This is a genomic window from Nocardia sp. NBC_01327, assembly GCF_035958815.1.
GTDB lineage: Bacteria > Actinomycetota > Actinomycetes > Mycobacteriales > Mycobacteriaceae > Nocardia.
The window spans coordinates 142,882-164,973 of record NZ_CP108384.1; the positions used below are offsets into that span (position 1 = coordinate 142,882).

Consider the following 22,092-nt stretch of genomic DNA (forward strand, 5'->3'; position numbering starts at 1 on the left):
TTGAATGAGATGAAAAGTGTTGCCGTGCAACAGATCAGGTCCCGCACGGATCGGCGGCGTTGATCAGATCCCATCCGGTGCGCTGCGACCACCGCTGATGCTGATCACGCAGGAACGCACCGTCAGAAACCGGCAAGGTCTCACACACGTGCGCCACGACGCCCGCGAGCCGATCACGCAACTTCGCAAACAGGCTCTCGCGCAACACATTCAGCTCACCGTCCAACGCGGCGTGCAGCTCCGGCCGCTCCAGCGGGTAGACCTCGAGCATCCCCACCATCGAGGTCAGCAGATCGAACGCCGCGTTCTTGAGCACGCGCCGCGCAGAGCGCACCACCAGGCGCGCTTGCCCCTCGATCAGCTTCTCGATCGACTTGAGCGCGTAGTCCAACGCGAAATTCCGGTCTACCCACCGCTGGGCGTGCTCGGAGAACACCCCGATTCGCCAGTCCGCGTACCGGGAATCGAGCCGTCCCATCATCGGATTCGCGTCCCCGGTCAACCCGGCCGCCTTCGCCGCCCGCGTGTACGCGGCACCGATCAGGCATTCCATACTCACCAGCAGATAGGAAATCTCGGAGTAGAACGGACGGCCCGCCTCATGGGCGGCGACGAACGACTCATCACGCACCCCATCGACAATCTCGGCCGGACTCAGCTCCGGGCACGGCCGCAGCAACAGGTCCGTGCGGGCCTGAAACGCGGTCGTCTCGGCCAGCTCCGTGCAGCTCATCAGCGGATCGAGGGTGATGTAGGTGTACCGGGGCGGAACGCCGAGTGCGGACAGGGTTCGGATCGCGAGTGCGTTCTGTTCGCCGGTGGTCTCCTTGTGGAACCGCTCGAGCACGGAGGTCACGCCGGACTCGACACCGAACAGGCAGCGTCGGCACCCGTCGATGATCAGCTGCCGCCACATCGCCGCGCGGTCGATGTGCCAGGCCCGATCCTGCGCGGGGTCCACGACCTGATCAATCCGGCACGAACTCTCCCACGCCATCCCATGCCCGGCCACGGTCGCCGCCAGCGCCAACGCGCGAGGCACTGCGTCGTCGTCGGCGCCGATGAACTCCTCATCCACCAGGTACAGCGTGTGCGAGCGGTCCGGGAAGTGGTCGAAGATCCCCGATATCGCGCCCACCATCCAATCCAGATCCACCGGCGCGCGACCGGTATGGGAGCCCTTGTGCCCGCGTGGGCAGAAGCTGCACGTGTTCGTGCACCCTCGCGACGCCTCGAGCTGGGCCACACCCCCATGGGCCAGGGTCGGGGCCAGAAGATCGAGTTCGGGTAGGAAATCGGTCAGCGCGCGGTTGGCCACGCTCGCGGTGTGCCGCTGTCGGCCGAGGGTGAAGGTTCCCTCGCCGAAACTTGCTCCGACGTAACCGATTCCACGGATCTGAGACTGGTCGATGTCGTCGTGCCAGTGTGTGACGGTATCGGCGATGGTGGGTTCTCCCGCCCCACGTGCGACCAACAGCCACGGGTAATCGGTCAGCAGCAGCCGTTCCGTGCGCGCCACCAGGCTGCCGCCCACGATCGTGACCGGCCTGTCCTCGATGCCGGCCACGGTGTCGAGCACGGTGGCCAGCAGATCGTGCTGACCGAACGTCGCCGATATCCCCAGCACATCGACCCCGGCGGCGATGGCGGCCAACAGCTCATCGAGAGTGACGCCCAGCTGCATGTCCATCAACCGGACCCGACCGCACAACGTCGCCCGCGTCGCGCGCGCCAGATCCGATATCGCCAGCGGGAATCTTGGAAGCGGGAAGTTCTCGGGGTGATACAACGCCGCCAGCAGCACGTCCGGACGCTCGAGGCGGTGCAGTGCTTCGCCGGTCAGGGTCGCGGTGCTCAGCCACGAATCCGGATCGGCGAGCCCGATCCCCTGCTGTGCCCACTCGGGCCAGGCCCGCGAGGAATGCGGTTGCCCGGCCAGATCCGCGATCATCCACCCTGCCTCACCCGGGCGTTCGGCCAGGATCAGCCGCCGTTCCAATGTGCCGGTGACGACGACTCGGTTCGCGGTCACCGCCGCGACCGCATCGGCCAGGACGTTGGGATCGGCGAGCATGATTTCGTCAACGCCGGACAGGCTCGCTCCCGGACCGGCTGTCTTGTCGAGAAACTCGGCCAACCTGTCGCGGACATCTCCGGTCGAGGGCAGGTGGGTGGGCGATGCAATCGCCTGCGCCGCAGCAGGTTCGGAAGCGGGCAATGGGATGGTCGGCGCGCCGCGCTGCAAGAGGCGCAGAGCCGCGGATGCGGCTTCCGGGGTCGGTGTGGTCGAGGGCGAGCCGCTGCCGGTTATCGAGGTATGCACTGTCGATCGCTCCTGCGTGGAGTAGCTATGGGTATCTGGGGCCTGAGGGGGCGGCGGTGGTTGCGTGCCGCGTCGGCCCGATCAGTGATGCGCCCCTCCATGCAGGGGCACGGCCTCCTACTGAGTCGAAGATGTTGTGACGCAATGTCGTCGCGGTGGTCTTCCCGCGCGCGGCCGTCGCGCGCCGATGCCTGTCGCGGAGCCGGCCAAATCCGATCGCACAATGGCATAACCCAACGCGCTCATATCCGGCTCTCCTTCTCTCGCTGGCTGGATTCGACCGGCCCGAGGATCCGGGCCACGGCGCCATAACTGGAGATCGTGGCGGTGGTTGCGACTGCCAGAGGCTCGGCATTGGGCACCAGCGAATCGGCTGGAACGACGTCCACCTTCTGCACGTCGAATCCGTCGAGTAACGCACGCAACTCGACGCGATCACGCGGGAACAGCGGCATTCCCGCACCTTCGAACACCGCCGCGACCGCTGTGGGATCCGAGAGCAGATCCGAACCGAGGTGGGTAATCACCAGATACGAGTCCGGCACGAGAATCGCGCCCAGCGTCTCAAGGAGATCGGTGGGCCGAGCGAGGTGGTCGAGCACCGAGGCCAGGATCACCGCGACCGGCTTCGTAAGGTCCAGCTCGCAGTCCAATGCTTTGGTCAGCTCGACCCCATTGGTGTAATCGGCGTCGACCACGACCGTTCGGGGCGGCAGCAGCGCCCGCCCGTGCGCGTTCACCAGCACGTCGTTATCGAGGGAGACCAGTGTGGAGTCCGGCGCGAGCACTCTCAATTGGGCGAGCGCGTCACCGTCACGGGGAAACCCCGCCCCCAAATCGACGAACTGACGGACACCTGTCACCACTAGCCGCCGGGCTGTAGATTCCACGAAATCCCTTGCCCGCCACAGAGTTCGCGGCAGCGATGGGCAAAGTTCGACCAACATGAACTGCACGCGGCGATCTGCTTCGTAGTTGTCTTTGCCGCCGATCAGCGCGTTGTATACCCGTGCACCATTCGGCTGCTCAATGCCGTAGTCCGGCCCGCTCACATCAAGCTCCGTGGTCGCGTAGTGACGATCGAGTGGTACTTGGTGACCGCGGTATTCAGATCGCGCCAGTCCCGGGGTATCGGCATCGCGCACCACGTCAACGTGCCGCCGTCCGTCGCACGAACCCGCCCCGCCCGGCCCCGGCTCGACACAGCCGCGCTGACCAGGTCGTGGGCGTGCGCGCGGGTTTCGTGGACCTCGATCAGGAGTTCGTCGGGGGTGCGGGTTACCCGCACCGTCACCTGATTGAACTCGTCGGCTTCATTGAAGAACCAGGCACTTGCCGATATCGCAGATCTCGTTGCCTGTACCGCATCAGCGACCAGAGACACCACCACCGCCTCCACGGCATCGACCATGTCCCGCAGGCCCGCCCGGGTCAGATCCTCATGCAGGTGCAGGCGCGCGACCGACTCCATCGTGTCCAAAGCCTGGCAACTGAACTCACCGACCAGCGTCGCCGCGGGCTGGATATCCGGTAGTCCAGGCACGACGTGATGTCGAGACGCTATGGAATTCGCTTCCGGCGGCAAATACCAGACTTGCGCGTTCAGCGCCGAAAACCTGCGCAGCAGATCCCTTCTCGGCTCCGCAAGCCCGTCCAGATGTGCAGGAGTCGGTGTAACCACATGCCGGCGCCCCGCCTGCGCCAAGGTCGCGTACAGCGACCACAGCATCTCGACCCTCGGCCCCGGCTCCCGGAAGAGCTGCACACCCCCGAGACTGTGCAGCTCGGCGAATTCCCGCATGAGCCGCTCGACTTCGCTGAGGCGGTCGGTCACCAGATCCTCACGCACGTACCCGAATATCACTGGCTCCATGGGCCACCCCACCTTTGATGTTCGTTCGATAGACGGGCGCACCTGGAGCGATGTCCCTGCTCTGTCGCGGCCCGCTGCCGGGGAGCCAAACAAGGGGGCGATGACTACAACCCGGCAGCGTGCCTGATAGGCATCGTCGCCCCGATCCTCGCCAACCTGGGGGTGCACCATGCACCCCTTGTGAAGAAATTCCGCGGGTAACCTCCGGGTAGAACACTTCCCTCCGCTGACGGGAACCTCATGGACGACTACGAACCTGAGCCGGGCCGCCGTATCGGCGACAACATCCGAGAACTGCGCGGCAAGGCCCTCACTCGCCAAGAATTGGCTGACAAATCCGGTGTGAGCTTCGAACTGCTCAAGCAGCTCGAGCAGCACAAACGAAACTCGACCTCACTGGCCACTCTGCGCAAGCTCGCGGGCGCGCTCGACTGCGACGTGAGCGACATCATGGGCAAACGCAGCGGCCTACCCAACGCCAAGGCCACCGACGAGAGCACCGGCGTAATCGCGATCCGCCGCGCTCTCACTTCAGTGGGCCAACTGACCGGCACCGCAGACGAACACCCACCGGTCTCACTCGGGGAAGCGCGCCGGGCCGTCACCTATGCGTGGGGTTCCTACTGGGCTGGCCGCTACGAGAAACTGGCCGCGATCCTTCCGGCCAGCATCGCCGATCTGCGGTCCACCCAGCAGGCCGCGCAGGGAAGCCCCGATCTGGCGCCGGCTTCGGAGATGAACGCCCGCATCCTGTGGGCCGCCGCCTGCACCCTCGTGCACCTGGGTCACACCGATACCGCTTGGATGGCAATCCAAGACGCGCACAAGTCCGCGCAGCAAGGAAACGATCCGCTGCTGGAAGCGACATTGCGCGGGTCGATCGGTTGGCAACTGCTCGTGCAGGGCCGCCACGAAGAATCCACCGCCCTGGTCCTCAACGCTGCCAAGGACATTCAGCCCGTCGGCAACGTTCCCGACGCGCACCTGTCGGTGTACGGGTCGCTGCTGTTGCAGGCTGCTACAGCCTCCGGCCGTGACCAAAAAATCTCGCTTGCATTGGATCTCGCGGAGGAAGCCCAGTCGGTTGCTACGCGCCTGCCGGGCGATACCAAGGACTACGAATGCAACTTCGGTCCATCGCAGGTCGTCATGCAAGTGACCGATATTCACGTGTCCTCCGAGAATTACGCCGACGCGCTGGCAGCAGCCAAACTGATGCCCCTGGGCGGCACCGGGCTCACACAGGTGTCGCAGGCTCGGCATCTGCTCGATCGGGCCGCCGCACTCACCCGAATGGGTCGCTACGACGACGCATTCAAGCTGGTCGCGACCGCTGAAAAGGTAGGTGGTGACCAGTGGGCGCGGCACCAGAGTTTGTTTCGGTCAGTCGTTGCTGAACTACTCGACAACGACCGGACGAGCGGGCTCCGCGAGCTTGCGAGTCGCGTCGGCGTCCGTGGCTAGGGGCGTGCCATGCGTAGTGTCGCAGTCGGACAGCTCTACGACCCCCAGCGGCGCCACTGGGCGCCGGTGCCGATAGCGCGGATCACCCGTGCCGCAATTCATCTCGTTCTGATGGTCGCGAATCCGGCTGAGGCAGAGGTGGAAGCCGTGCGATCGGGCGTGCCCCGGTTCGCTTGGATCGACGCATCGAATGTCGCGCTGCTGGCGTGGACATTCGGCGATGACCTTCCGTGGAGCGACGCCCCGTACAGCCCGCACCTGGAGCAGCCCGGCGACCTTCCAGGCATCGGATGTGGCCCCAGCGATTCGGCCGCGGTGACCGTGGTCCTGGTGGACGCTGATACGGGCATAGTGCGGGCTGTATGCGACACCACCTGGCCGCCAGAATTCGCTGCGGTAGTGCGCGATTCCATCGCTCGCATGGCTGCCGCACCGCTTGACATGAACGCCGTGGACGCAGCGATGGCCCCGCTGTACATCAGTTACCCGGACACTGCCGAACTTGTCGCAATGAAGGCCACAGCGACGTGTGGCGGCGGCCGGTTGATCGCATGAATCTGGCTCCCTCCCCGACAACTACCGTGCGGGATCGGCGAGCCCAAACAGTGGCTACTCCGCCCGCGAATATGCTCTGGATCGGGCCGCTGTCCGACGGCCTCTCCCGACCGCCGACCCGGAAAGCGGATCGGATGAAGGCCCAAGAGGGCGCGGACATTTCGACTCCCCCACTTGCCGCAGGGGTACGCTCCCGCGGCGATTTCACGCGTGGACCGGGCCACGCCGAAGGGATTTTCGCGCATGTCGAAGCCGGACCAGCCGACGTGGCTGACCGCCCGGGCCCGCCATCGGCTCACACGAGAGGGCCACGAGCGCGCCGTGCTCGCCCTGCGCACCGACGGGCTCAGCACCTTGCCGTTCATTGATCCACCGGACCGCCAACGCCGGTTGGAAGCCCAAATCTGCGCGCGCCTGGCTCGCAGCTACGGGCTACGCGACAGCGACAGCACCTGGTTCGCCGGGCTCGGCGTGCACGCCACCCGCACCGAGCTGACCATTGATGCCGGCGAAACTACGCGCACCAGCCGCTTGCTCGACGAGCTCGTCCCCTGCATCGACGAGGAGGACCAGGTGCACGGGGTCCCGGGATTGCGTGCGCACCGTGTCGGATCGTTCTGGCAGCTCACGCATCTGAAGCTGCCCGACGCCCTGGTCCGGATTGCCACGCACGGTGTGCTGGAACTACCGGACAGTCCCGAGCCCCTCCTGACCGAAGATCGGATGACAAGCGCTGAGCAGAACCGTTTCGACGCGGACGAGGCATACGCGCCACGCGGACTGGAGGATTGGATTCTGTTGTGTAGCAGGCTTCTTCGTCGTCCAGCCTTGCTCGACCCGTGCTCTCTGGGCGCGGAAACCGCCTCGGTCTACACCAAGGGCCACGATCTATGTCTCGAGTGGACCGGCCCCCTCGAGACCGGACAATACTTCGAAACCGTGCTCGGCGCGCACCTGGACGTGACCTCGGACCCGCACTACGACGAGGTTCTGTTCATCGCTGATCACCGCCACCACACCAACCAGGTCATAACAAACTTCGGCAAAGCTCGGTTCATCTTCCGCCGGCACCCGGACTGACCCCGGTTGTCCCTAACATCATCACCGAAATGCAATAACGTGCTGCTGCACGTGACTTGCGCACCTGTAGATACCCGTAACAAGGTTCGCCAGCGAAGCCGCAGCGGCTAAACACGGTTGCTGCGGCTTTGACTCGTCCCAGGACGTGCGACCTGGGACGGGGCTTCCGAACACCTCGTCCGCCCTCGCGCCGCACACGTACGCCGTTTCGAACAACACCCGATCCTGCAACACGGCAAGGGATAGATCCTTGCGCGGGCGCCGGGCGCAGATGCCATCGAGCACGCGGGTGATGTCCTTGGCCGGCGCGGGGCGCGGGAGCCGCTTGGGCACGGTGACGGTACCGACCTTGCCCATCGGGTTGACCTCGAGCCGGTCGTCGATCTCGGCCCACCGGCAGAACGCGGACACCGCCGCGCGTTTGCGTTTGCGGGTGGCCGGGGACTGTCCGGAGATCGCGGTCATGAACGCCCGGATCGGTTCCACGTCCATCGTTTTCAGGTTGCCGTCGTAATGATCGGCGAACGCAGCCAGGTCGCCCCGGTAGGCGCGAATGGTGTTGGCGGGCTTGTTCGCATTGTGCAGATCGTTGAGGAAGTCCTCGATGTGCACCGGCAGCGGGCGGTAGGCGGTGTCGATCTCGGGCTCGGCGAGGTCGGTCATTGCGCGGCCGCGGGTCGCGCGTCCTGCGGCACGGCCTCCGCCAGGCGGCCCCGTAAGTTGGTCAGTTCGGCAATCAGCGCGTCGAGCCGTTCGAGGGCCTCGATACCGGCGCGGTCGCGGGCATCGATCTTGTAGGACGCGTAGTCACCGAATCCGCCCCAGAATCCGAGCGAAAAACCGGCCCCGCCGCCGATCCGGAGAATGTGCTCGAATTCGGGCAGAAACCGTTGCCGCGCCTCGTCGGTGTCGTTCACGATCGCCCCTGTTCGTAGTTGCCCGATAACCAGGAAACGAACTCTCGCCCGCGAAAGGTGTTCCGGGAGGTCGTTTTCGGTCATTCTAGGCCCAGTTGCCCGATAACCGTAGTTATCTCGCAACCCCTCAGGCGCCCCAGCCCCAATCGCGCACAGAGCCGCCAAATACCCGCCACCCATACCCCGGGTACCCCCGCAACCCCAGCGGGCCGCACAGCGGCCGTGATGAGATGGCCCGGTGAGCGACGGCGCCACCTCGCCGACTCGCGCCAAGGCTTGGCACTGCGCTGCGCCATGAGCACCGGCAACACTGCACTCCTGAGCGAGGTGACCGATCGCGACGTGCACGAAATATGAACCACTGCAACAGAACAGGGACGAATTCGGCACGATCACGATCGAGCGGCTATTGCTCACCGACCGTCTCGATTCAACTTCGACAACAAGGGACAACCCCGGCGGGCCGAATCCTCCGGGGCTGTCCCTTGTGTATGGTGGCGCCTGTTGCCGATAGACCTGGGGCGGCCATCACGAAGCGCCCGGACCGACCACAAGCCCGATCCCCCGATGGCGGGGAGCTCGGCTAGTTGACTGTCATTTCCTCCGACCCGTTGCATCCGCTGTGCAGGTTGGCGAGTCCGTTGTGAACTCTGGTGATGTAGTCTTCCGGATCTGTATGCACTATCCAGTCACCGGTGGGTGAAATCAAAATATTCCCTTCTTTGTCCATCAATTTAAAAGGCCCGGTGTGCCCGGCGAAGTCCCAGTGCAAAAGGCTCGGGTATGTCATCACCAACGTGACAGTTGTACCTGTATTGTTCGTGAAGTCCGCGCACGAGCCCGGCCAAGTTTCCGCGCGCGCGGTGGCAGCTCCCATCAAAGCAGCCCCGACCAGCAGTGCAGCCACGCCCGTAGATATCGAACTCTTCGTGATGATGTTCATTGATTTGCTTCTTTTCTCGATAGGAATAAAAGAGGAGGACGCGATTGTCGGGTTGCTACGCTGTGGGCCTGACATCGTTGCTAGCGCGTGGCAGAGCAGTCCTCAAGCGGGTAGCACGGCGGCGGTGTCGTGCTAGGCGTGGCCGAACAATCCTCGAACGGATAGCACGGCGGCGATGTCGTGCTCGGTAGCACGGCCGAGGACACGACCACGGCCGGATCAGGGTTCTGGGAATCCTCACCGGGGTATGCCAGCACCACTGCGATCATCACCAGAACGGCGACGCCCAACAGCGCGGCGAACAAGATGATCGAATAGGCGATCGATTCGGAATCGATCGGTGTCACGATGACAATGCGCGGTCCGTTATTCACGGCGACACCCGCAAACCGTTCCGTGAATACAATATGCTGCACCCAGATCGATACTCATAATATTTCCCACCTCCATGACGACCCATTTATTTCTCATGCCCGAAACACACGGCAGGCGTGAACGGCATTTGTGGGTTGTTGTCGCCGGATTAATTGGCGACAACATGAAGGTAGAAAGAATCCGAATTCGACGCTGAGAGCTGATGTGGCACCCTCTGCTGTCTCCGCAGATCGGGCGGTGTTTCCGCAGCGGATAAGAGCTCGCGCAGGCGGAGAACTTCGCGGCCGGCACCCACCGCCGGGCTCAGCCGATCAGGTCGGGCAAACCTGTGCTGCAGACGGGATGGATCGGTACCATCCAGCTCATGGTGGGGAAGATTTCAGAATCCGAGAACAGCGAATCAGGCTCCGCGCGAGTAGTTTTCGCCGCCAGACTCCAGGCGCTGTTCGAGGCCGCAGGCAACCCGACCCTGGCCAGGGTTCGCCGCGCGGCCGCCGAACGCAGGTCCTCAGTCCAGGCCAAGAACCACACAGCAGTCGAGATCCCCGCGCAGCGCATCAGTGAATGGCGCCGCGGTGACCGTCTGCCCAAAACCTTCGACAGCGTCGAGTTCGTGATCCTGGCACTGCGGGACCTGGCACTGGCCACATCGGACTCAGTCCCCTCTGAACTGACCCACATGCCGACCTGGCAGAAACTCTGGGAACACGCCCACGCCGACAAGGACACACCCCGACCCACACGAGGACGCGACGAAAACCAAGCACGGCCCGTCCTCACCTCGACCCTGCACCGCGACATCACCCATTTCGTCGGCCGCGACGCCGAGCTACAACGGATCCTCGCGTCGACGAAGCGCGGGCGGGTGGTCTCGATCCACGCCATCAACGGCATGCCCGGAATCGGCAAAACCGCCCTGGCCATCCGGGCAGCGCACCGCCTGGGCAAGGAGTTCCCTCACGGCCGCTTCGTCGCCGAACTCCACGCCCACACCCTCGGACAACCGCCCGCGACACCGTTCGATGTCCTGGCAAGATTGCTCGCCGACCTCGGCATCGACCCCCGTTATGTCCCCCCGAGCCTCGAGGGGCGACGGGATCTGTGGCTGGACCGCGTGAACGGCAAACGGATACTGCTGATCCTCGACGACGCCGCCGACATCGCCCAGGTCGAACCCCTGTTGCCCGCAGGAGAGGGCTGCCTCACCCTGATCACCAGCCGCCGACGCCTGGACCTCGACGGTGCCGTGCCACTTCCTCTCGATGTGCTCGACCCCGACAGCGCAGCGCAGCTGTTCATCGATCTTGCCCATCGAGACTCCGCCGATGACCGTGCCGCGGTCGAGGAGATCGTGGCTCTGTGCGGGTATCTGCCGTTGGCGATCGTGATCCTCGCCGGGCGATTGGCACACCGCCCTGCCTGGACCATCAGCGGACTCGCGGCCGAATTCACCGCGGCCACTGATCGTTTGGCCGAACTCGGGACCGAACAGCGCGCGGTGCGCGCCGCATTCGAATTGTCCTACCGCGACCTTCCCCCTGAGCGCGCACGGTTCTTTCGAAACCTAGGCCTGCACCCCGGCCTGGACACCGACGCACATGCGGCGGCCGCACTGACCGGTATTGCCGTGGACACGGCGCGTGCCGAGTTGGACGCCCTGTACACCGACAACCTCATCGACGAAACGACCCCCGGCCGCTTCCGGCTGCACGATCTGCTGCGCAGTTACGCTCGTACACTCGCCGACAACGACACAGACAGCAACGGCAACGAACGAGCCCTGGATCAACTGCTGGACTACTACCAGGCGTCCGCCGCCTCAGCGGACCGACTCCTGGGCCCGCGAACCCGACCCGTTGCCGACTGCCTGGCCGCTGTTTCCCCGCGTGTCGAGGTTCAGGAGTTCAGTGACCAGGCGTGCGCATTGACGTGGATGCGCGCCGAGCGTGCCAACTTATTGGCCTGCCTGGACCACGTCACCGACCGCCAGCCCTCACGCTTGGTAGAGCTATCAGGTTCGCTTGCGGGTTTGCTGGAGCGAGATGGGCCGTGGCCGCTGGCAGTCGACATATACCACCGAGCTGCCTTGGCCGCTGGCAGTCTTGCCGATCGACTCGGTCAGGCCAACGCCCTTATCTCACTTGGCTATATGCGGCGCTTCAATGGCGACCGGTTCGAAGCCACCGATGCGCACCAACAAGCGCTGGCCCTGTACGAAGAGCTCGGCAACCGCCTCGGAGAGGCCAATGCTCTCCACCATCTCGGCGTCATGCGCAGGGACAGAGGAGAGTTCGGGCCTGGCACCGACTTGTTGCAGCAATCGCTGATCATCTATCGCGAAATCGGTAACCGCCTCGGAGAGGCCAGCGTCCTCCACACCATCGGCGCGACGCAGGTAGTCAGTGGGGAGCTCGGGGCTGCCACCGACACGTTGCAGCAGTCCCTGGTCATCTGCCGCGAAATCGGCAGCCGTACAGGAGAAGCCAACACGCTCGCCGCGCTCGGCGTTTTGCGCCAGAAAACCGGGGAGTATGGGGCTGCCACCGACGTGTTGCAGCAATCGCTGATCATTTACCACGAGGTTGGCAACCCCGTCGGAGAAGCCAACGCTCTTACCCGTCTGGGCGGCGTATACCGGCTCATCGGGGAGCTCGAGTCTGCCACCGACGTGTTGCAGCAATCGCTGATCATCTACCGCGAGCTCGGCAGCCACAACGGAGAAGCCGACGGACTTTTCAACCTCGGTATAGTCCACCAGCTATGCGGGGAGTACGAGTCTGCCACCGACGCGCTGCAGCAGTCCCTGATCATGTACCGCAAGCTCGGCAGCCGCGACGGAGAAGGGAACGCCCTCATCGGCCTCGGTGTTGTGCGCCACCTATGTGGGGACTACGAACTTGCCACCGACTTGTTGCAGCAGTCCCTGAACGTCTGCCGCGAACTCGGTAACCGTCTCGGAGAAGCCGACGCTCTCAACTACCTCGGTGTTATGCGCCAGCAATGTGGGGAGTACGAGCTTGCCACCGACTTGTTGCAGCAGTCCCTGATCATCTATCACGAGGTCGGCAGCCTTGCCGGAGAAGCCGACGCGTTGAACGGGGTCGCGTTGGTGTTGCTGAGCAGCGGTGAACCGACAGAGGCGTTGGCAGTTTTCACCGAGGCTCTCGCGATGGCCCGCACGGTCGGCAGCCAGGAAAACCAGGCCCGAGCCTTGGACGGCACCGGCCGTTGCCACGCCGCTCTCGGCGACATCCCGGCAGCGGTGAGCGATTTACGGGCCGCGGTCGAGATCTACCGACACATGGGCTCACCCGAAGCCGACACCACCGCTGCGTATCTCGCCGAACTGGAGTCTCGTTCTCTGCAGGACTGACGTGTACGGCGCGCGAAGACCAGAGTGGGCTAAAACCGTTGCGCGGCAAGAGTAAAGGATGTGACCAGCGATCGTCGACACAGGCCGATGCGGGCTACGTCGTGGCGGTGGTTGGTCCGAACTAGATTACATCTGACTGTCAATGAATCCGGCGCGCGTACCGACTCCGGGCCACGCTTCGTCGCAGAGTTCGGCGAAGGCTTACCGGCCCCGGCCGACAACTTGAGCGGGGCCCTCAGGGCGGTGGTGCCGGGTTTGCGTCATCGGGCAGGTGTCCTTGTTCGCGAATACCGTTGCGGTCCAGCCGATCCGGAGGAACTGTCGGAGGTCGGTGGGAGAATCGGGCGATGGGTGATTTGGAAGACGAGCTGGAAAAACTTGATTCCGCCGCACGCGATGCTGCGGTGGCCGACGCCAGCGACCGTCGGCAGAAGGTGAGGCTGGTCGCGGAGTTCCTAGAACTGCTCGAGCGGAGGGGCTGTGCGCCGGAACCGGTATGCCGGGTAATCGGCGCGAAAGCGGTGAAGGAGAAGACCGGATTCCTCAGTTCACGGCAATGGTGCCTTCACGCTGTGGAGATCGTGGCGCATGGGTGGTGGCTTCGTCCTCCTGCAGACGGCTGGGCCACCAAGGGAAACGGGGAAATGCTACTCACCGATGGGCGCTACGCGCTCGTGCTCGTGCATGATCTGGACCAGGCGCTCTTCGACACAGGTATTCGCCAGCACACCAAATGGATCGAGGACGAGCCCACCTACCCGCCGTTTCCTCGCCATAAGGTCAAGACGGTCGAGGGCGAGGATTTCGACTACCGTCCGCTCCTGACGCTGAGCGCGCCCAGCCCGCCCATACCTTTCATGGCGCGCGCGGAGCGGTACACCACCGACTCTCTCAAAGGGCTGCTACTCAATACAGCCCACGCTTACGCCCGAAGTACCAGCACCGGACAATAATCAACACGTGGCGAGGTCTTCATTCGCCTCCTTCACGATGCAGCCGGACCGCCAGAATCCGCGACTTCGCTGCCGCTCTTTCCACTACGGCGCGCGTCGCCCCGATAGCATCGGCGTGAATCGAAAGGAGCTGGGGGATGAGCGAATTCGAGTACGAGTTGCTGGGACTGTGGGACCAGCTGCGCGCGGTGCGCGAGCCCGGCGCATTGGAGCATTACCAGCGGATCCGATCGGAGCTAGTGGCGCTCGAGTCGATCGCCCGAGCACTCGATGACAGCGACAGCGACGAGTTTCGCGCACTGATGCTGTACAGCTACCTGCGGGCGGCTGGCAAGGCCGCGGTCGACGATCAGGCGCGCCGGACGATGCAGTTCCACGCCTACTTCGAAAGCCGGCTGCTGGCGGCGTGCGATCAGGTGCGCGCGGCCCGATGCCTCGCCGACTACGCCCAGGTGGCCGCCACCCTGGACGACATTGGTCGGCGCGGAGAAGCGTTCGAACCGGACTCCCTGCCGATGTGGGCGCTACCTCGGCTCTACACCTACGTCACCAACCTGTGCGAGCGCGAGGAGAAGCAGGCCGTGCGTCGCCTGCTCACCGCGACGAAGGGCCGAAGCGCCCTCGGTCCGAGCTTCGGGGGCTGCGTGGCCCCGCAGTACCGCGCCGTCATCGACACCCTTGCCAGCACGCGTATACCGAACGTGCAGCAGGCACACGAGCTCATCGACCGACTCAAGTGCATCGATCACCGGCTCGAAACCGGGGCCGGCGTCGATGTCGAGTTCGATGCACTGATGGATCTGCGTAACCAAGCATGGGCCACCGCGCGCCGGACCCGGAGCCAGGCGCACGACGCAGACGACAAGGCGGTGAGGGACGCTGCCCAGGCTGGCTTCGCACATCCTGCGTCGACTGCGGTCCGGCGGCGACCCCAGGCACAACACGACACCACACCGACCCACGGTCACCATGGCCCGAGCAGGAGCCCACGCCGCAACCTCGGGTACTCCCGCTAGAATCGGTTCCCCTCGTGGGCAACTCGGCCCACGAAGCGCCCAGTTCGTAATCCGAGGCTTGAGCGCTGAGGGCCTGCGTCCGCCGAAATCTGCTCGGAGGCTATCCGGAGTATGTGACTGAGCCACAACGCATTCTGTCCTCATGCTCGGCAATTCACTGGGCGCGTCATCTGACCCGACGCCAGGGCGAATGCATCGCAATGGTTGTGTGTGGCCGCCGCCGATTCGGGGGCCTCCACGCCTCAATGCATGCCTTGGCTGATATCAGGACTTCACGCCGGTCACCGATGCCCAGGTGCGCGATCTGCTGGACCTGCCCGTCCAAGGGTCCGCCGTCGCGTCGCTCGGGTGAAACCCGTTGCGGTGAAAGGCGATTCGGACGAGGCGTGGGTCGGCGCAGCTTTCGCTTGCGGGCGGTGCCATTTGTATTGACACCGCCCGCAAGCACTTCCGGAATTCTTCCTACATCGCTTCTCCGACGAGCCCACGGAGCCTGTCGGCGGTGTCGGCCCATTCCCGCCGACTCATGGCGTTGCCACCGTCCGGCTCCTGGTCCTCCTGCTCGGCGAGCCCCCGCTGCCGATGCGCCCACTCGCCCAAGGCATCGGTGAGCACGAAGTACACGTTGTCGTCGGCGGGATCGCGCAGGTCGATGGTCACCGAGTGAGTGGGCACCGCCAGTGCCGCCAGCAGGGTGTCGAGCCGGGCGAGTTGTTCGGCCGTGCCGGCCCGCAGTGTGGCGAGGCCGGCGGGGACATCCACCTCACGCAGTGAGCGAGTGGCGATGACGAAGGTGCCCAGGCCCTGCTGCGACTTGATGAGCCCTTCGTCTTCCAGTTCGTTTTTCGCCGCCATCGCGGTGGTGATCGAGGGCTCGCCGCGGATGTCGTCGGTGTACTGGTTCTGGATCTCGGAGATCGTCCAGAACTGGTCGCCGATATTCCACTGGGGTTCACGATCGGGGCTCGAGGGTGAGAGACGCTCGCGTAGATCGGCGGCGATCTCCTGGTACCAAGGCATGAAGTCCTCCCGACCTATGAATCTATTGACATTATCGTAGGTGTAAGAGGATAACGCGGGAAGGGCTTGTTTTCAACCTCCGATAAGTTCTGGGTCGTGCGGCACCGAGCGCCGGGTCGTCCCGGCTACGCTCCGTACACAAAACGAGCACTCAGCCAGGCAGTTACGTACGGCTGCTTTCGACTGTTCAGCCACATCCCGCCGACCACTTACAGGTACTTCCAGGACACACCCGCCCCCACCACCGTGCCCTGGTGTGTACGACCCCGCCGCGGTGGCGCCATAAGCCGGCGGCCCGACAATCCCTGTGTGCGTCAGAAGGTATGACCTCACAGACTGGGTCATGTTGATCTATCGCTGGTTGCAGACCGACGCTCAGATGATCATTTTCGGGGTGATTGTCGGCTGGGTCGTGGTGGTCTCGGTCCTGGTGCGTGCGGCACCCGCCGGTCGGCGAGCGCTGTCGCGCATTCATCCGATGACCTGGGTTCGTCGGCGCATGCGCCGATTCGCGTGGTGGCCCTGGCCCTGAGACGGGACGGGCACGGGCCACCCGAATCGATCACCGGGTGCCCATGTAGACGTGGAACGCGCGGTCGTCCTCTCCGATGCGCCGATGGTCGGTGACGGTGAATCCGGCTTCCTCGAGGAACTGTGAAATCTCCTGCGGTGCACGGCTGATCATGCCGTCACGAAACGGCAGACCAGCCTGGTAAGCCGGATCGGCCGCACCGAGGACCAGCCGGCCACCGGACTTGAGGACCCTCGCCACCTCCTCGAGCGACGCGGCCAGTGGTTCGTCCTCGATGTAGTAGACGGTGTTCACGGTGGTCACTCCGGCCAGGCAGGCATCCGGCAGCGGCAGTTCGTCCATCGGGCCGTGGTGCAGTTTCAGCCGGCCCTCGCCGATGGGCTTGTGGAAGACCTTCCGCGCCTGCGCGATCACGGTCGGCGACAGATCGATGCCGTATACGGTGCCGGTCGGGCCGACCTGCTCGAGCAGTGCCCGCAACCCGTGGCCACCACCGAAACCGATATCGGCGACCATATCGCCCGGCCGGGCGGCGAGGGCCGCGGCCGCGCCGTCCATCAGCTTGCGGTTCGCCACGTTCAACAGCTGGGTCACCGCTAGGCCGGTGGCGCCACTGGGGAGCGCGAGTTGCCGGGCAAATCCGGCCATCAGGGCGGCTTTCGCTTCGCCAATTCGCATGGCGCCCAGTCAATCACACGGTTCTGTCGAGCTCTGGGAGCGCAGACTGGTGAGCCGGTAATCGTAGGATCGCCCTATCCCCCGCCAGGGCTTAACCGGTGCCGGCGGGAAGGGAGTCTGAGGTCCTCCCGCCGGCACTTCGGGCGGTATTCTGTGTTCGGTCTCATCCCGGCTGAGAGGCGAGACCATGAAGGCCACCGGGCGAAGTGGCCACGGAACGGTTCGCGCGACCGTCCCAGGCATCCGATTGCGGGGACGATCCCATCCCCACCCTCGAATCCCCAAGCGCGACAGTAGTACTGCGGATTCCGCTCACGACGGCTTCCCGATCGACACGGCACGGAACGTCGGTAATCGGCACAGCGCGTCACGCGATATCCGAAAGATCCTGTCCCAGCGTTCGGTGGTGTCCTACATCGATCTGGTCCGGCACTGGCTACGGTCACGAGATGCCTTACTACGACAGTGCGGTGCAGGTGCGCTATGTGACCAGGCAATTCATGGGCACGTCGCGTGACTACCCCGAAGCTGATCGGGCCCACGCCGTCGAGCGCTCTGAGCAAGAAGACCGGCATGGATCGGTGACCTTGTGCGGTCTATCTACTTCCGCGATGGAGTACCAGGAAGCGCACGATCTGAACTTTTGGCCACCGGCCCGATTCAGTGACAAGGCATGTCAGAGGTGCCTCAACCGCGTGCCGTAGGCCGCAGCTGTAGTGAATCTCACCACGGCTGCCCAGGCTTAGTGGTGCAGCGTGGCGATCACCAGCGCGAACGTGGCAATCACGAGACCGAGGGTCGTCAGTCCCAGACTGACGGTTGCCCATGTGAGCAGCCGGGTCGCGGCAGTCAGCTTGTCGCTGGCCAGCCGGTCCGCGCGCAACCGCTGCTCGATGATCCAGACATCGGCGATCACCTTGCCGTCCGGCGTCCACTGGGGTGGGTTCTGCTGGTGTTGCGAGGTGACGAGCATCTGATAGATCCGCCCGCGGTCCTCTTCGGGGATCTCACCGATGTGGTCGAGAGTCGGATCGGCAGCCGGACGTTCAGTCATCGCCGGAACGCTACGCCCTGACGACCCGAAGAGAGGGCAGCATTTATCGGCCATCCCCGCGTTACACCGGGGTAGACCGAGTCCACGCGTTTCCCGATCATACCTTCCACCTGGTGCGCGGCAGCGACTTCCAGCATCCTCGACACCGGTATCCCCTGGTAGAACGGGGACAACAGGATCGGTCCGTTCGACGGCAGGGGCAGCTGGTCCAAGTGCTCGCGCCGCTCGAGGTAGGTCCGCCCGCGCAGGTCTTCCCCGCCCATGCCGAGTAGATCGAGCGTACATCCGGGCAGGGATCTCGGCGAGCAGCGTCGCGCTCGGACGGGCTGCGCCCAGGCGGCGGCTGATCCTTCCGAAGCGAGGAATGCCATTGCGGTCCGGGGTGACGAGTTCGCTGTTCGAGGGTGAGCTCCCGCCCCGCAGCCAAGGTCAGCAGCGCCTGCGCGATCTCCGGGAACGCCGGTTTCAGGTTGGTGCCGTTACGGCTGACCATCAGGCATGCCCCATCGGAAACCGTTGCTATACAACGTCCGTCGTATTTCCATTCGTAGGCGTACCGGGTGTCGTCATCGGCGGGGGCTGGGCCTGCCGTCGCGAGCATCGGCGCCGGAACGCGCGCCATACGCAGCAGCCTACCGAGGTAACAGACCGATCGGTTTGCATGGTGGTGCGTCAGCCGATCACAGCTCCGGCGGGCATTCGCACGCACCATCACGCCACCACCCGCACCACCGGCACGGCACCGGGAACACAGCGAAAGCACCACTTAGCAGCCATTGATTGGTAGTTCGCCCCGGTGTCGCGATGACCGGCGGATCCGCGACGTCCACCAGGATCACCCGATCGGTGTCACCCCGCGCATGCGCGGCCGCGGCCATCTGCGGGATATCGGTGACCGGCGTCCGGATCTGCCGTGGCGGCCAGGCCGGCGCAGGCAAGGATCGGGCCGGGCCCGCATCGAGTGCGGAGTCCTCCGGCTCGCCGACGTCGCCGAGCACCACGACCACAAGATCAGCATCGCACCGCCCTCGCCGGGTCATCTACCAGCCCAGATACCGGTTGCGCGACGGTGCAGACCTAGAAGAGCTGTCCCGGTGAGGCCGAGGGGTCTTCGCGCGGGGGCCGGGCCTTGATCTCGTCCTGCCCCTGCGCACCCTGGTAGTCCAGAATCTCCCCGATCTGGTCCATCAGATCGTTCGCCTGGTCTTCGCGGGCGGCCGTGTCCGCGTTCTCGTCCACGGCCAGGGCTGCCTCGATCTCGTCGTCGATCCGTGCGAGATCGGCACGCAGCTGCGTGAGCTTCTCCCCTGCCACGCCGCCACCCTACGACCAACCCGCTCCTGGTGCGGCCCAGATCACCCGACCCGGCATTCAGCGGCCCGCGGCGTCCCCGCGGTGCTGGTCAGGGACCTGGCTCGCGAGTGAATTCCTGTACGCGAGCGGGGCGAATAGGGTGGCGCCCATGCCATTCGAGCTGCCGGTCTGGGCGATCGACGCCCTGCGCGGAGTCACCCCGGAAGAGGTGTACCAAGCGCTGAACGCCCCACGGCGCTGGGCGCGCCCATCGACTGGAGCGCCGATCCGGGTGACACTGATAGCAGGACGCACCACCGCGGGCAGACCGCTGGTGATCGCGTGCCGCGAAATCGAGCACTTCACCCTGCTCATCATCGGGGCCCGCGAACTCACCGGCAGCGACCTGACCGTATTCGAAAAGTGGGAGGAGCACAGCGATGAGCCGTTCCAAGGATGACCTGGGCGACCGCGCCGACGCCGTACACACCGACCTGCTGAACACCTACGGCCCCGACTGGGCCGAACACATGTGGGACGACCTGCACCTGGACCCCGCCACACCAGCGGTAGAGGTACCGCGCCCGGTCGATGACGAGATGCCCGTGACGTTCACCGCCACCCTGCGCATGCCGTACTCCGCCTACCGGAGCCTGCTCGAGCGCGCGAAAGGCTCAGGGACCGTCCCGGATCAGCTGATCTCCGAATGGGTCACCACCGAAGCCGGCGCCGAGAACCTCGACGCCATCAGCCGCGACGACGTCCTGCGCATCCTGGCCCGCCGCCACCCCCACTCAGCCTGACCCCACCCCGATAACACTGCAGGCCCGGACGCTTCCCCGCGTCCGGGCCTGCTCGTGTTCTCACACCCCGGCCGGCACCAGCGGGCGATCGGCGCCGGGAACCTATAACGGCCCACTTCCCACCGCCTTTTCGCGTCCGCATCATCTTCGCCGCTGTACACCTGCGCGCTCTGCACGAGCGCCTGCGAGTCGTCGATCAGCTCGACCACTGTGAACACGTCGTGCCCACCGATCACCAGCAACACTTGATCACCCGATGACACCATGACACGCACAATAATCGATCATGTGTTCGATACCCTCCAAGGCGTGGCCGAAATTCGACGACGCAGAGACCGGCCGATCTACGCGGTGGACGGTGTCGTCGTGACCGATCCCAACCAGCTCGTCTGGAACGGGCGCGCCTACGCCGAAGCGCAGCTGGTGCACTGCCTCAACGGCCACTTCCTGCTTACCCCGGGAGCAGTGGTCATCGGATGGATTTCTTGCCCGGTCCCCGGCGTCCGGGGAGGCCACCGTCTTACGCGATGCGGGACGTGCCAGGCGCTGGACCACCGGCCGCCCCTGGATCCGGACTGCCCGTGCCAGCAACAGCCCTTCCGGGCGCCGTACATGACCACAACCGCACCGCCATGATCACCGCCGGGCCGACTGTGACCGCTTGAAGCGACTGTGCAATAACAACATCGGGACGCCCGCTCAGCCCGAGAACACGCACCGACGCGGCTCGGGTGCCGCCTGCAACTCGATCGGATTCGCTGTGCGATAACAACATTGCCCCTGACACATGCCTCGAGCTGGGGTGAGGCCGAAAGCCCGGCTCAGTCTTCGACAGCCAGGTCGATGTATTCACGCCAGGTTCCCCACCGCGGTTCGCGTTTGTCGCGGGGATGGATACCCAGCCCGGGCAGCGTCTTCTCGATACGAGCGGCTGTCATCGGCGCCGAGACCGGCGCGAGACTGTGCAGGCCGGGAAGGTCCTCCCAGGTTCCGGCCTTGTCGACCGACCGCACCCGCACGACCACCCCGTCATGGACGTAGATGACCGCGCGCAACCGTTCGCGGCGCACCGCCGGCACCCGCGCCGGACCCGCGGAGAGCCGCCGATCCATTTCGAAGTCCGGGTCCTCGGTGCCGGCGAACTCCGCCGCGAGGTCCTCGACCGTGCGCGGGTTACGGTAGATCACCATCGCGCAGTCCGGATCATGTTGCGTCGCAGGCAATCCCAGCTCCTCGAACTGGGTGCGCATCCACTCGTACGGTACGAACACCGCTTTCGGTACGGCATCGACCGTTATGACGGTGTGCGTGCCGATCGCCAGACCATCGCGGATGACCTTCAGGTTTTCCCGCACCCAGCGGGCGTTCTTCTCCGTGTGCGAGGCGGGCTCGACTGCCCGTTCTTGCCCGGTCAGCCACAGATCATGGCCGATCAGCATCGCCACCGGCGCACCGTAGCGCTGCGCGACGAAGAGCTGATTGTCCTCATATGCAGCGTTGACGTGCGCCGACAACTCCTTGGTCAGCGTCGTGAAACTCACCGTAGCCATATCTAAATTCTACTTTTTTACACACCAGGGTGGGGTGAGACGCGCAAACCCAGCCCGGAAACCACCGCGCGACCCGCCGGCGAAGCACCGAGTAGAGCTACCGCGACACCGCGCCCTCCCGGGCCTAGCGCAGCTCCCGCGGGCTCATCTTCCAGCCAGCGTGCGCACGCACCGGTCACCCTTCGCCGCTCCGGTGCGGCCGGCACCTTGGTCGCCGAGCGCGGGCGGTGCCCGCGGAAACCCTGCGCGACCTGCGGCCGCGTGCCCCTGGGTGGTGGCGCCTGCATGAT

General features: G+C 64.9%; 24 protein-coding genes. 11 read left to right on the plus strand and 13 right to left on the minus strand.

Translation table 11 applies throughout. The features are described 5' to 3' along the window. Positions 1-34: 34 nt before the first annotated feature. From OG326_RS42240 to OG326_RS42250, 3 genes are all read right to left on the minus strand, one after another. Positions 35-1,828, minus strand: a complete 1,794-nt coding sequence (locus tag OG326_RS42240) for a B12-binding domain-containing radical SAM protein (RefSeq protein WP_327147030.1) — start codon at positions 1,826-1,828, stop codon at positions 35-37. Between the two features lie 737 nt (positions 1,829-2,565). After that, positions 2,566-3,375 carry an SAM-dependent methyltransferase gene (locus tag OG326_RS42245; protein ID WP_327147028.1) on the minus strand — a complete coding sequence of 270 codons (810 nt, stop codon included), beginning with the start codon at positions 3,373-3,375 and terminating at the stop codon, positions 2,566-2,568. Next, positions 3,372-4,367: a hypothetical protein gene (locus OG326_RS42250; RefSeq protein WP_327147029.1), complete on the minus strand. Its 996-nt coding sequence runs from the start codon at positions 4,365-4,367 to the stop codon at positions 3,372-3,374. Before OG326_RS42250 ends, OG326_RS42245 begins: the two co-directional genes overlap by 4 nt. Before the next feature lie 69 nt (positions 4,368-4,436). Between OG326_RS42250 and OG326_RS42255 the strand changes: the two genes are divergently transcribed. The 3 genes from OG326_RS42255 to OG326_RS42265 all read left to right on the plus strand — a co-directional run bounded on the left by OG326_RS42255 (position 4,437) and on the right by OG326_RS42265 (position 7,295). Next, positions 4,437-5,660 carry a helix-turn-helix domain-containing protein gene (locus OG326_RS42255; protein ID WP_327146776.1) on the plus strand — a complete coding sequence of 408 codons (1,224 nt, stop codon included), beginning with the start codon at positions 4,437-4,439 and terminating at the stop codon, positions 5,658-5,660. Positions 5,661-5,669: 9 nt separating this feature from the next. Further along, complete coding sequence (locus OG326_RS42260; protein WP_327146777.1) at positions 5,670-6,215, plus strand: hypothetical protein; 546 nt, start codon at positions 5,670-5,672, stop codon at positions 6,213-6,215. A 243-nt stretch (positions 6,216-6,458) separates the two neighbouring features. Next, on the plus strand, positions 6,459-7,295 hold the full coding sequence (locus OG326_RS42265) for a hypothetical protein (protein WP_327146778.1): 837 nt from the start codon (positions 6,459-6,461) through the stop codon (positions 7,293-7,295). Between the two features lie 21 nt (positions 7,296-7,316). Here OG326_RS42265 and OG326_RS42270 read toward each other — a convergent pair whose 3' ends face one another. From OG326_RS42270 to OG326_RS42285, 4 genes are all read right to left on the minus strand, one after another. Continuing rightward, complete coding sequence (locus OG326_RS42270; protein ID WP_327146779.1) at positions 7,317-7,958, minus strand: tyrosine-type recombinase/integrase; 642 nt, start codon at positions 7,956-7,958, stop codon at positions 7,317-7,319. Continuing rightward, complete coding sequence (locus OG326_RS42275; RefSeq protein WP_327146780.1) at positions 7,955-8,212, minus strand: hypothetical protein; 258 nt, start codon at positions 8,210-8,212, stop codon at positions 7,955-7,957. Before OG326_RS42275 ends, OG326_RS42270 begins: the two co-directional genes overlap by 4 nt. Positions 8,213-8,795: 583 nt before the next feature. Next, positions 8,796-9,155, minus strand: coding sequence for a hypothetical protein (locus tag OG326_RS42280; RefSeq protein ID WP_327146781.1), 360 nt, complete (start codon positions 9,153-9,155; stop codon positions 8,796-8,798). A gap of 80 nt (positions 9,156-9,235) precedes the next feature. After that, positions 9,236-9,571 carry a hypothetical protein gene (locus OG326_RS42285; protein ID WP_327146782.1) on the minus strand — a complete coding sequence of 112 codons (336 nt, stop codon included), beginning with the start codon at positions 9,569-9,571 and terminating at the stop codon, positions 9,236-9,238. 323 nt (positions 9,572-9,894) lie between these two features. Between OG326_RS42285 and OG326_RS42290 the strand changes: the two genes are divergently transcribed. From OG326_RS42290 to OG326_RS42300, 3 genes are all read left to right on the plus strand, one after another. Then, entirely contained in the window at positions 9,895-12,903 is a 3,009-nt protein-coding gene (locus OG326_RS42290) for a tetratricopeptide repeat protein (protein ID WP_327146783.1), read from the plus strand. A 347-nt stretch (positions 12,904-13,250) separates the two neighbouring features. Further along, on the plus strand, positions 13,251-13,856 hold the full coding sequence (locus OG326_RS42295) for a hypothetical protein (RefSeq protein ID WP_327146784.1): 606 nt from the start codon (positions 13,251-13,253) through the stop codon (positions 13,854-13,856). Positions 13,857-13,993: 137 nt separating this feature from the next. Next, complete coding sequence (locus OG326_RS42300; protein ID WP_327146785.1) at positions 13,994-14,872, plus strand: hypothetical protein; 879 nt, start codon at positions 13,994-13,996, stop codon at positions 14,870-14,872. A gap of 462 nt (positions 14,873-15,334) precedes the next feature. Here the strand turns inward: OG326_RS42300 and OG326_RS42305 are convergent, their stop codons facing one another. Beyond that, entirely contained in the window at positions 15,335-15,892 is a 558-nt protein-coding gene (locus OG326_RS42305) for a hypothetical protein (RefSeq protein WP_327146786.1), read from the minus strand. A 343-nt stretch (positions 15,893-16,235) separates the two neighbouring features. Between OG326_RS42305 and OG326_RS42310 the strand changes: the two genes are divergently transcribed. After that, positions 16,236-16,424 carry a hypothetical protein gene (locus tag OG326_RS42310; RefSeq protein WP_327146787.1) on the plus strand — a complete coding sequence of 63 codons (189 nt, stop codon included), beginning with the start codon at positions 16,236-16,238 and terminating at the stop codon, positions 16,422-16,424. A gap of 30 nt (positions 16,425-16,454) precedes the next feature. Here OG326_RS42310 and OG326_RS42315 read toward each other — a convergent pair whose 3' ends face one another. Next, positions 16,455-17,102: a class I SAM-dependent methyltransferase gene (locus tag OG326_RS42315; protein ID WP_327146788.1), complete on the minus strand. Its 648-nt coding sequence runs from the start codon at positions 17,100-17,102 to the stop codon at positions 16,455-16,457. Positions 17,103-17,551: 449 nt separating this feature from the next. Here OG326_RS42315 and OG326_RS42320 point away from each other — a divergent pair, with 449 nt between their 5' ends. Continuing rightward, positions 17,552-17,806 carry a hypothetical protein gene (locus OG326_RS42320; protein WP_327146789.1) on the plus strand — a complete coding sequence of 85 codons (255 nt, stop codon included), beginning with the start codon at positions 17,552-17,554 and terminating at the stop codon, positions 17,804-17,806. Positions 17,807-17,844: 38 nt separating this feature from the next. Here the strand turns inward: OG326_RS42320 and OG326_RS42325 are convergent, their stop codons facing one another. From OG326_RS42325 to OG326_RS42335, 3 genes are all read right to left on the minus strand, one after another. Next, positions 17,845-18,156: a hypothetical protein gene (locus OG326_RS42325; RefSeq protein WP_327146790.1), complete on the minus strand. Its 312-nt coding sequence runs from the start codon at positions 18,154-18,156 to the stop codon at positions 17,845-17,847. 680 nt (positions 18,157-18,836) lie between these two features. Next, on the minus strand, positions 18,837-19,163 hold the full coding sequence (locus OG326_RS42330; RefSeq protein WP_327146791.1) for a hypothetical protein: 327 nt from the start codon (positions 19,161-19,163) through the stop codon (positions 18,837-18,839). Between the two features lie 70 nt (positions 19,164-19,233). Further along, entirely contained in the window at positions 19,234-19,470 is a 237-nt protein-coding gene (locus tag OG326_RS42335; protein ID WP_327146792.1) for a hypothetical protein, read from the minus strand. Between the two features lie 148 nt (positions 19,471-19,618). Here OG326_RS42335 and OG326_RS42340 point away from each other — a divergent pair, with 148 nt between their 5' ends. The 3 genes from OG326_RS42340 (at position 19,619) to OG326_RS42350 (ending at position 20,888) form a co-directional block, all read left to right on the plus strand. Beyond that, on the plus strand, positions 19,619-19,909 hold the full coding sequence (locus OG326_RS42340) for a hypothetical protein (protein WP_327146793.1): 291 nt from the start codon (positions 19,619-19,621) through the stop codon (positions 19,907-19,909). After that, on the plus strand, positions 19,890-20,252 hold the full coding sequence (locus OG326_RS42345; protein WP_327146794.1) for a hypothetical protein: 363 nt from the start codon (positions 19,890-19,892) through the stop codon (positions 20,250-20,252). The genes OG326_RS42340 and OG326_RS42345 overlap by 20 nt, the downstream gene beginning before the upstream one ends. A gap of 309 nt (positions 20,253-20,561) precedes the next feature. After that, on the plus strand, positions 20,562-20,888 hold the full coding sequence (locus OG326_RS42350) for a hypothetical protein (RefSeq protein ID WP_327146795.1): 327 nt from the start codon (positions 20,562-20,564) through the stop codon (positions 20,886-20,888). Between the two features lie 185 nt (positions 20,889-21,073). Here the strand turns inward: OG326_RS42350 and OG326_RS42355 are convergent, their stop codons facing one another. Then, positions 21,074-21,802, minus strand: coding sequence for a hypothetical protein (locus OG326_RS42355; RefSeq protein ID WP_327146796.1), 729 nt, complete (start codon positions 21,800-21,802; stop codon positions 21,074-21,076). Between the last annotated feature and the right edge of the window lie 290 nt (positions 21,803-22,092).

What these genes read in the sequence shown, in the direction of transcription:
- OG326_RS42250 (WP_327147029.1), bottom strand. Translation starts at nt 4,367, where the DNA reads ATGGTGCACCCCCAGGTTGGCGAGGATCGGGGCGACGATGCCTATCAG.
- OG326_RS42255 (WP_327146776.1), top strand. Translation starts at nt 4,437, where the DNA reads ATGGACGACTACGAACCTGAGCCGGGCCGCCGTATCGGCGACAACATC.
- OG326_RS42260 (WP_327146777.1), top strand. Translation starts at nt 5,670, where the DNA reads ATGCGTAGTGTCGCAGTCGGACAGCTCTACGACCCCCAGCGGCGCCAC.
- OG326_RS42265 (WP_327146778.1), top strand. Translation starts at nt 6,459, where the DNA reads ATGTCGAAGCCGGACCAGCCGACGTGGCTGACCGCCCGGGCCCGCCAT.
- OG326_RS42270 (WP_327146779.1), bottom strand. Translation starts at nt 7,958, where the DNA reads ATGACCGACCTCGCCGAGCCCGAGATCGACACCGCCTACCGCCCGCTG.
- OG326_RS42280 (WP_327146781.1), bottom strand. Translation starts at nt 9,155, where the DNA reads ATGAACATCATCACGAAGAGTTCGATATCTACGGGCGTGGCTGCACTG.
- OG326_RS42290 (WP_327146783.1), top strand. Translation starts at nt 9,895, where the DNA reads ATGGTGGGGAAGATTTCAGAATCCGAGAACAGCGAATCAGGCTCCGCG.
- OG326_RS42295 (WP_327146784.1), top strand. Translation starts at nt 13,251, where the DNA reads ATGGGTGATTTGGAAGACGAGCTGGAAAAACTTGATTCCGCCGCACGC.
- OG326_RS42300 (WP_327146785.1), top strand. Translation starts at nt 13,994, where the DNA reads ATGAGCGAATTCGAGTACGAGTTGCTGGGACTGTGGGACCAGCTGCGC.
- OG326_RS42305 (WP_327146786.1), bottom strand. Translation starts at nt 15,892, where the DNA reads ATGCCTTGGTACCAGGAGATCGCCGCCGATCTACGCGAGCGTCTCTCA.
- OG326_RS42310 (WP_327146787.1), top strand. Translation starts at nt 16,236, where the DNA reads ATGTTGATCTATCGCTGGTTGCAGACCGACGCTCAGATGATCATTTTC.
- OG326_RS42315 (WP_327146788.1), bottom strand. Translation starts at nt 17,102, where the DNA reads ATGCGAATTGGCGAAGCGAAAGCCGCCCTGATGGCCGGATTTGCCCGG.
- OG326_RS42320 (WP_327146789.1), top strand. Translation starts at nt 17,552, where the DNA reads ATGCCTTACTACGACAGTGCGGTGCAGGTGCGCTATGTGACCAGGCAA.
- OG326_RS42325 (WP_327146790.1), bottom strand. Translation starts at nt 18,156, where the DNA reads ATGACTGAACGTCCGGCTGCCGATCCGACTCTCGACCACATCGGTGAG.
- OG326_RS42340 (WP_327146793.1), top strand. Translation starts at nt 19,619, where the DNA reads ATGCCATTCGAGCTGCCGGTCTGGGCGATCGACGCCCTGCGCGGAGTC.
- OG326_RS42345 (WP_327146794.1), top strand. Translation starts at nt 19,890, where the DNA reads ATGAGCCGTTCCAAGGATGACCTGGGCGACCGCGCCGACGCCGTACAC.
- OG326_RS42355 (WP_327146796.1), bottom strand. Translation starts at nt 21,802, where the DNA reads ATGGCTACGGTGAGTTTCACGACGCTGACCAAGGAGTTGTCGGCGCAC.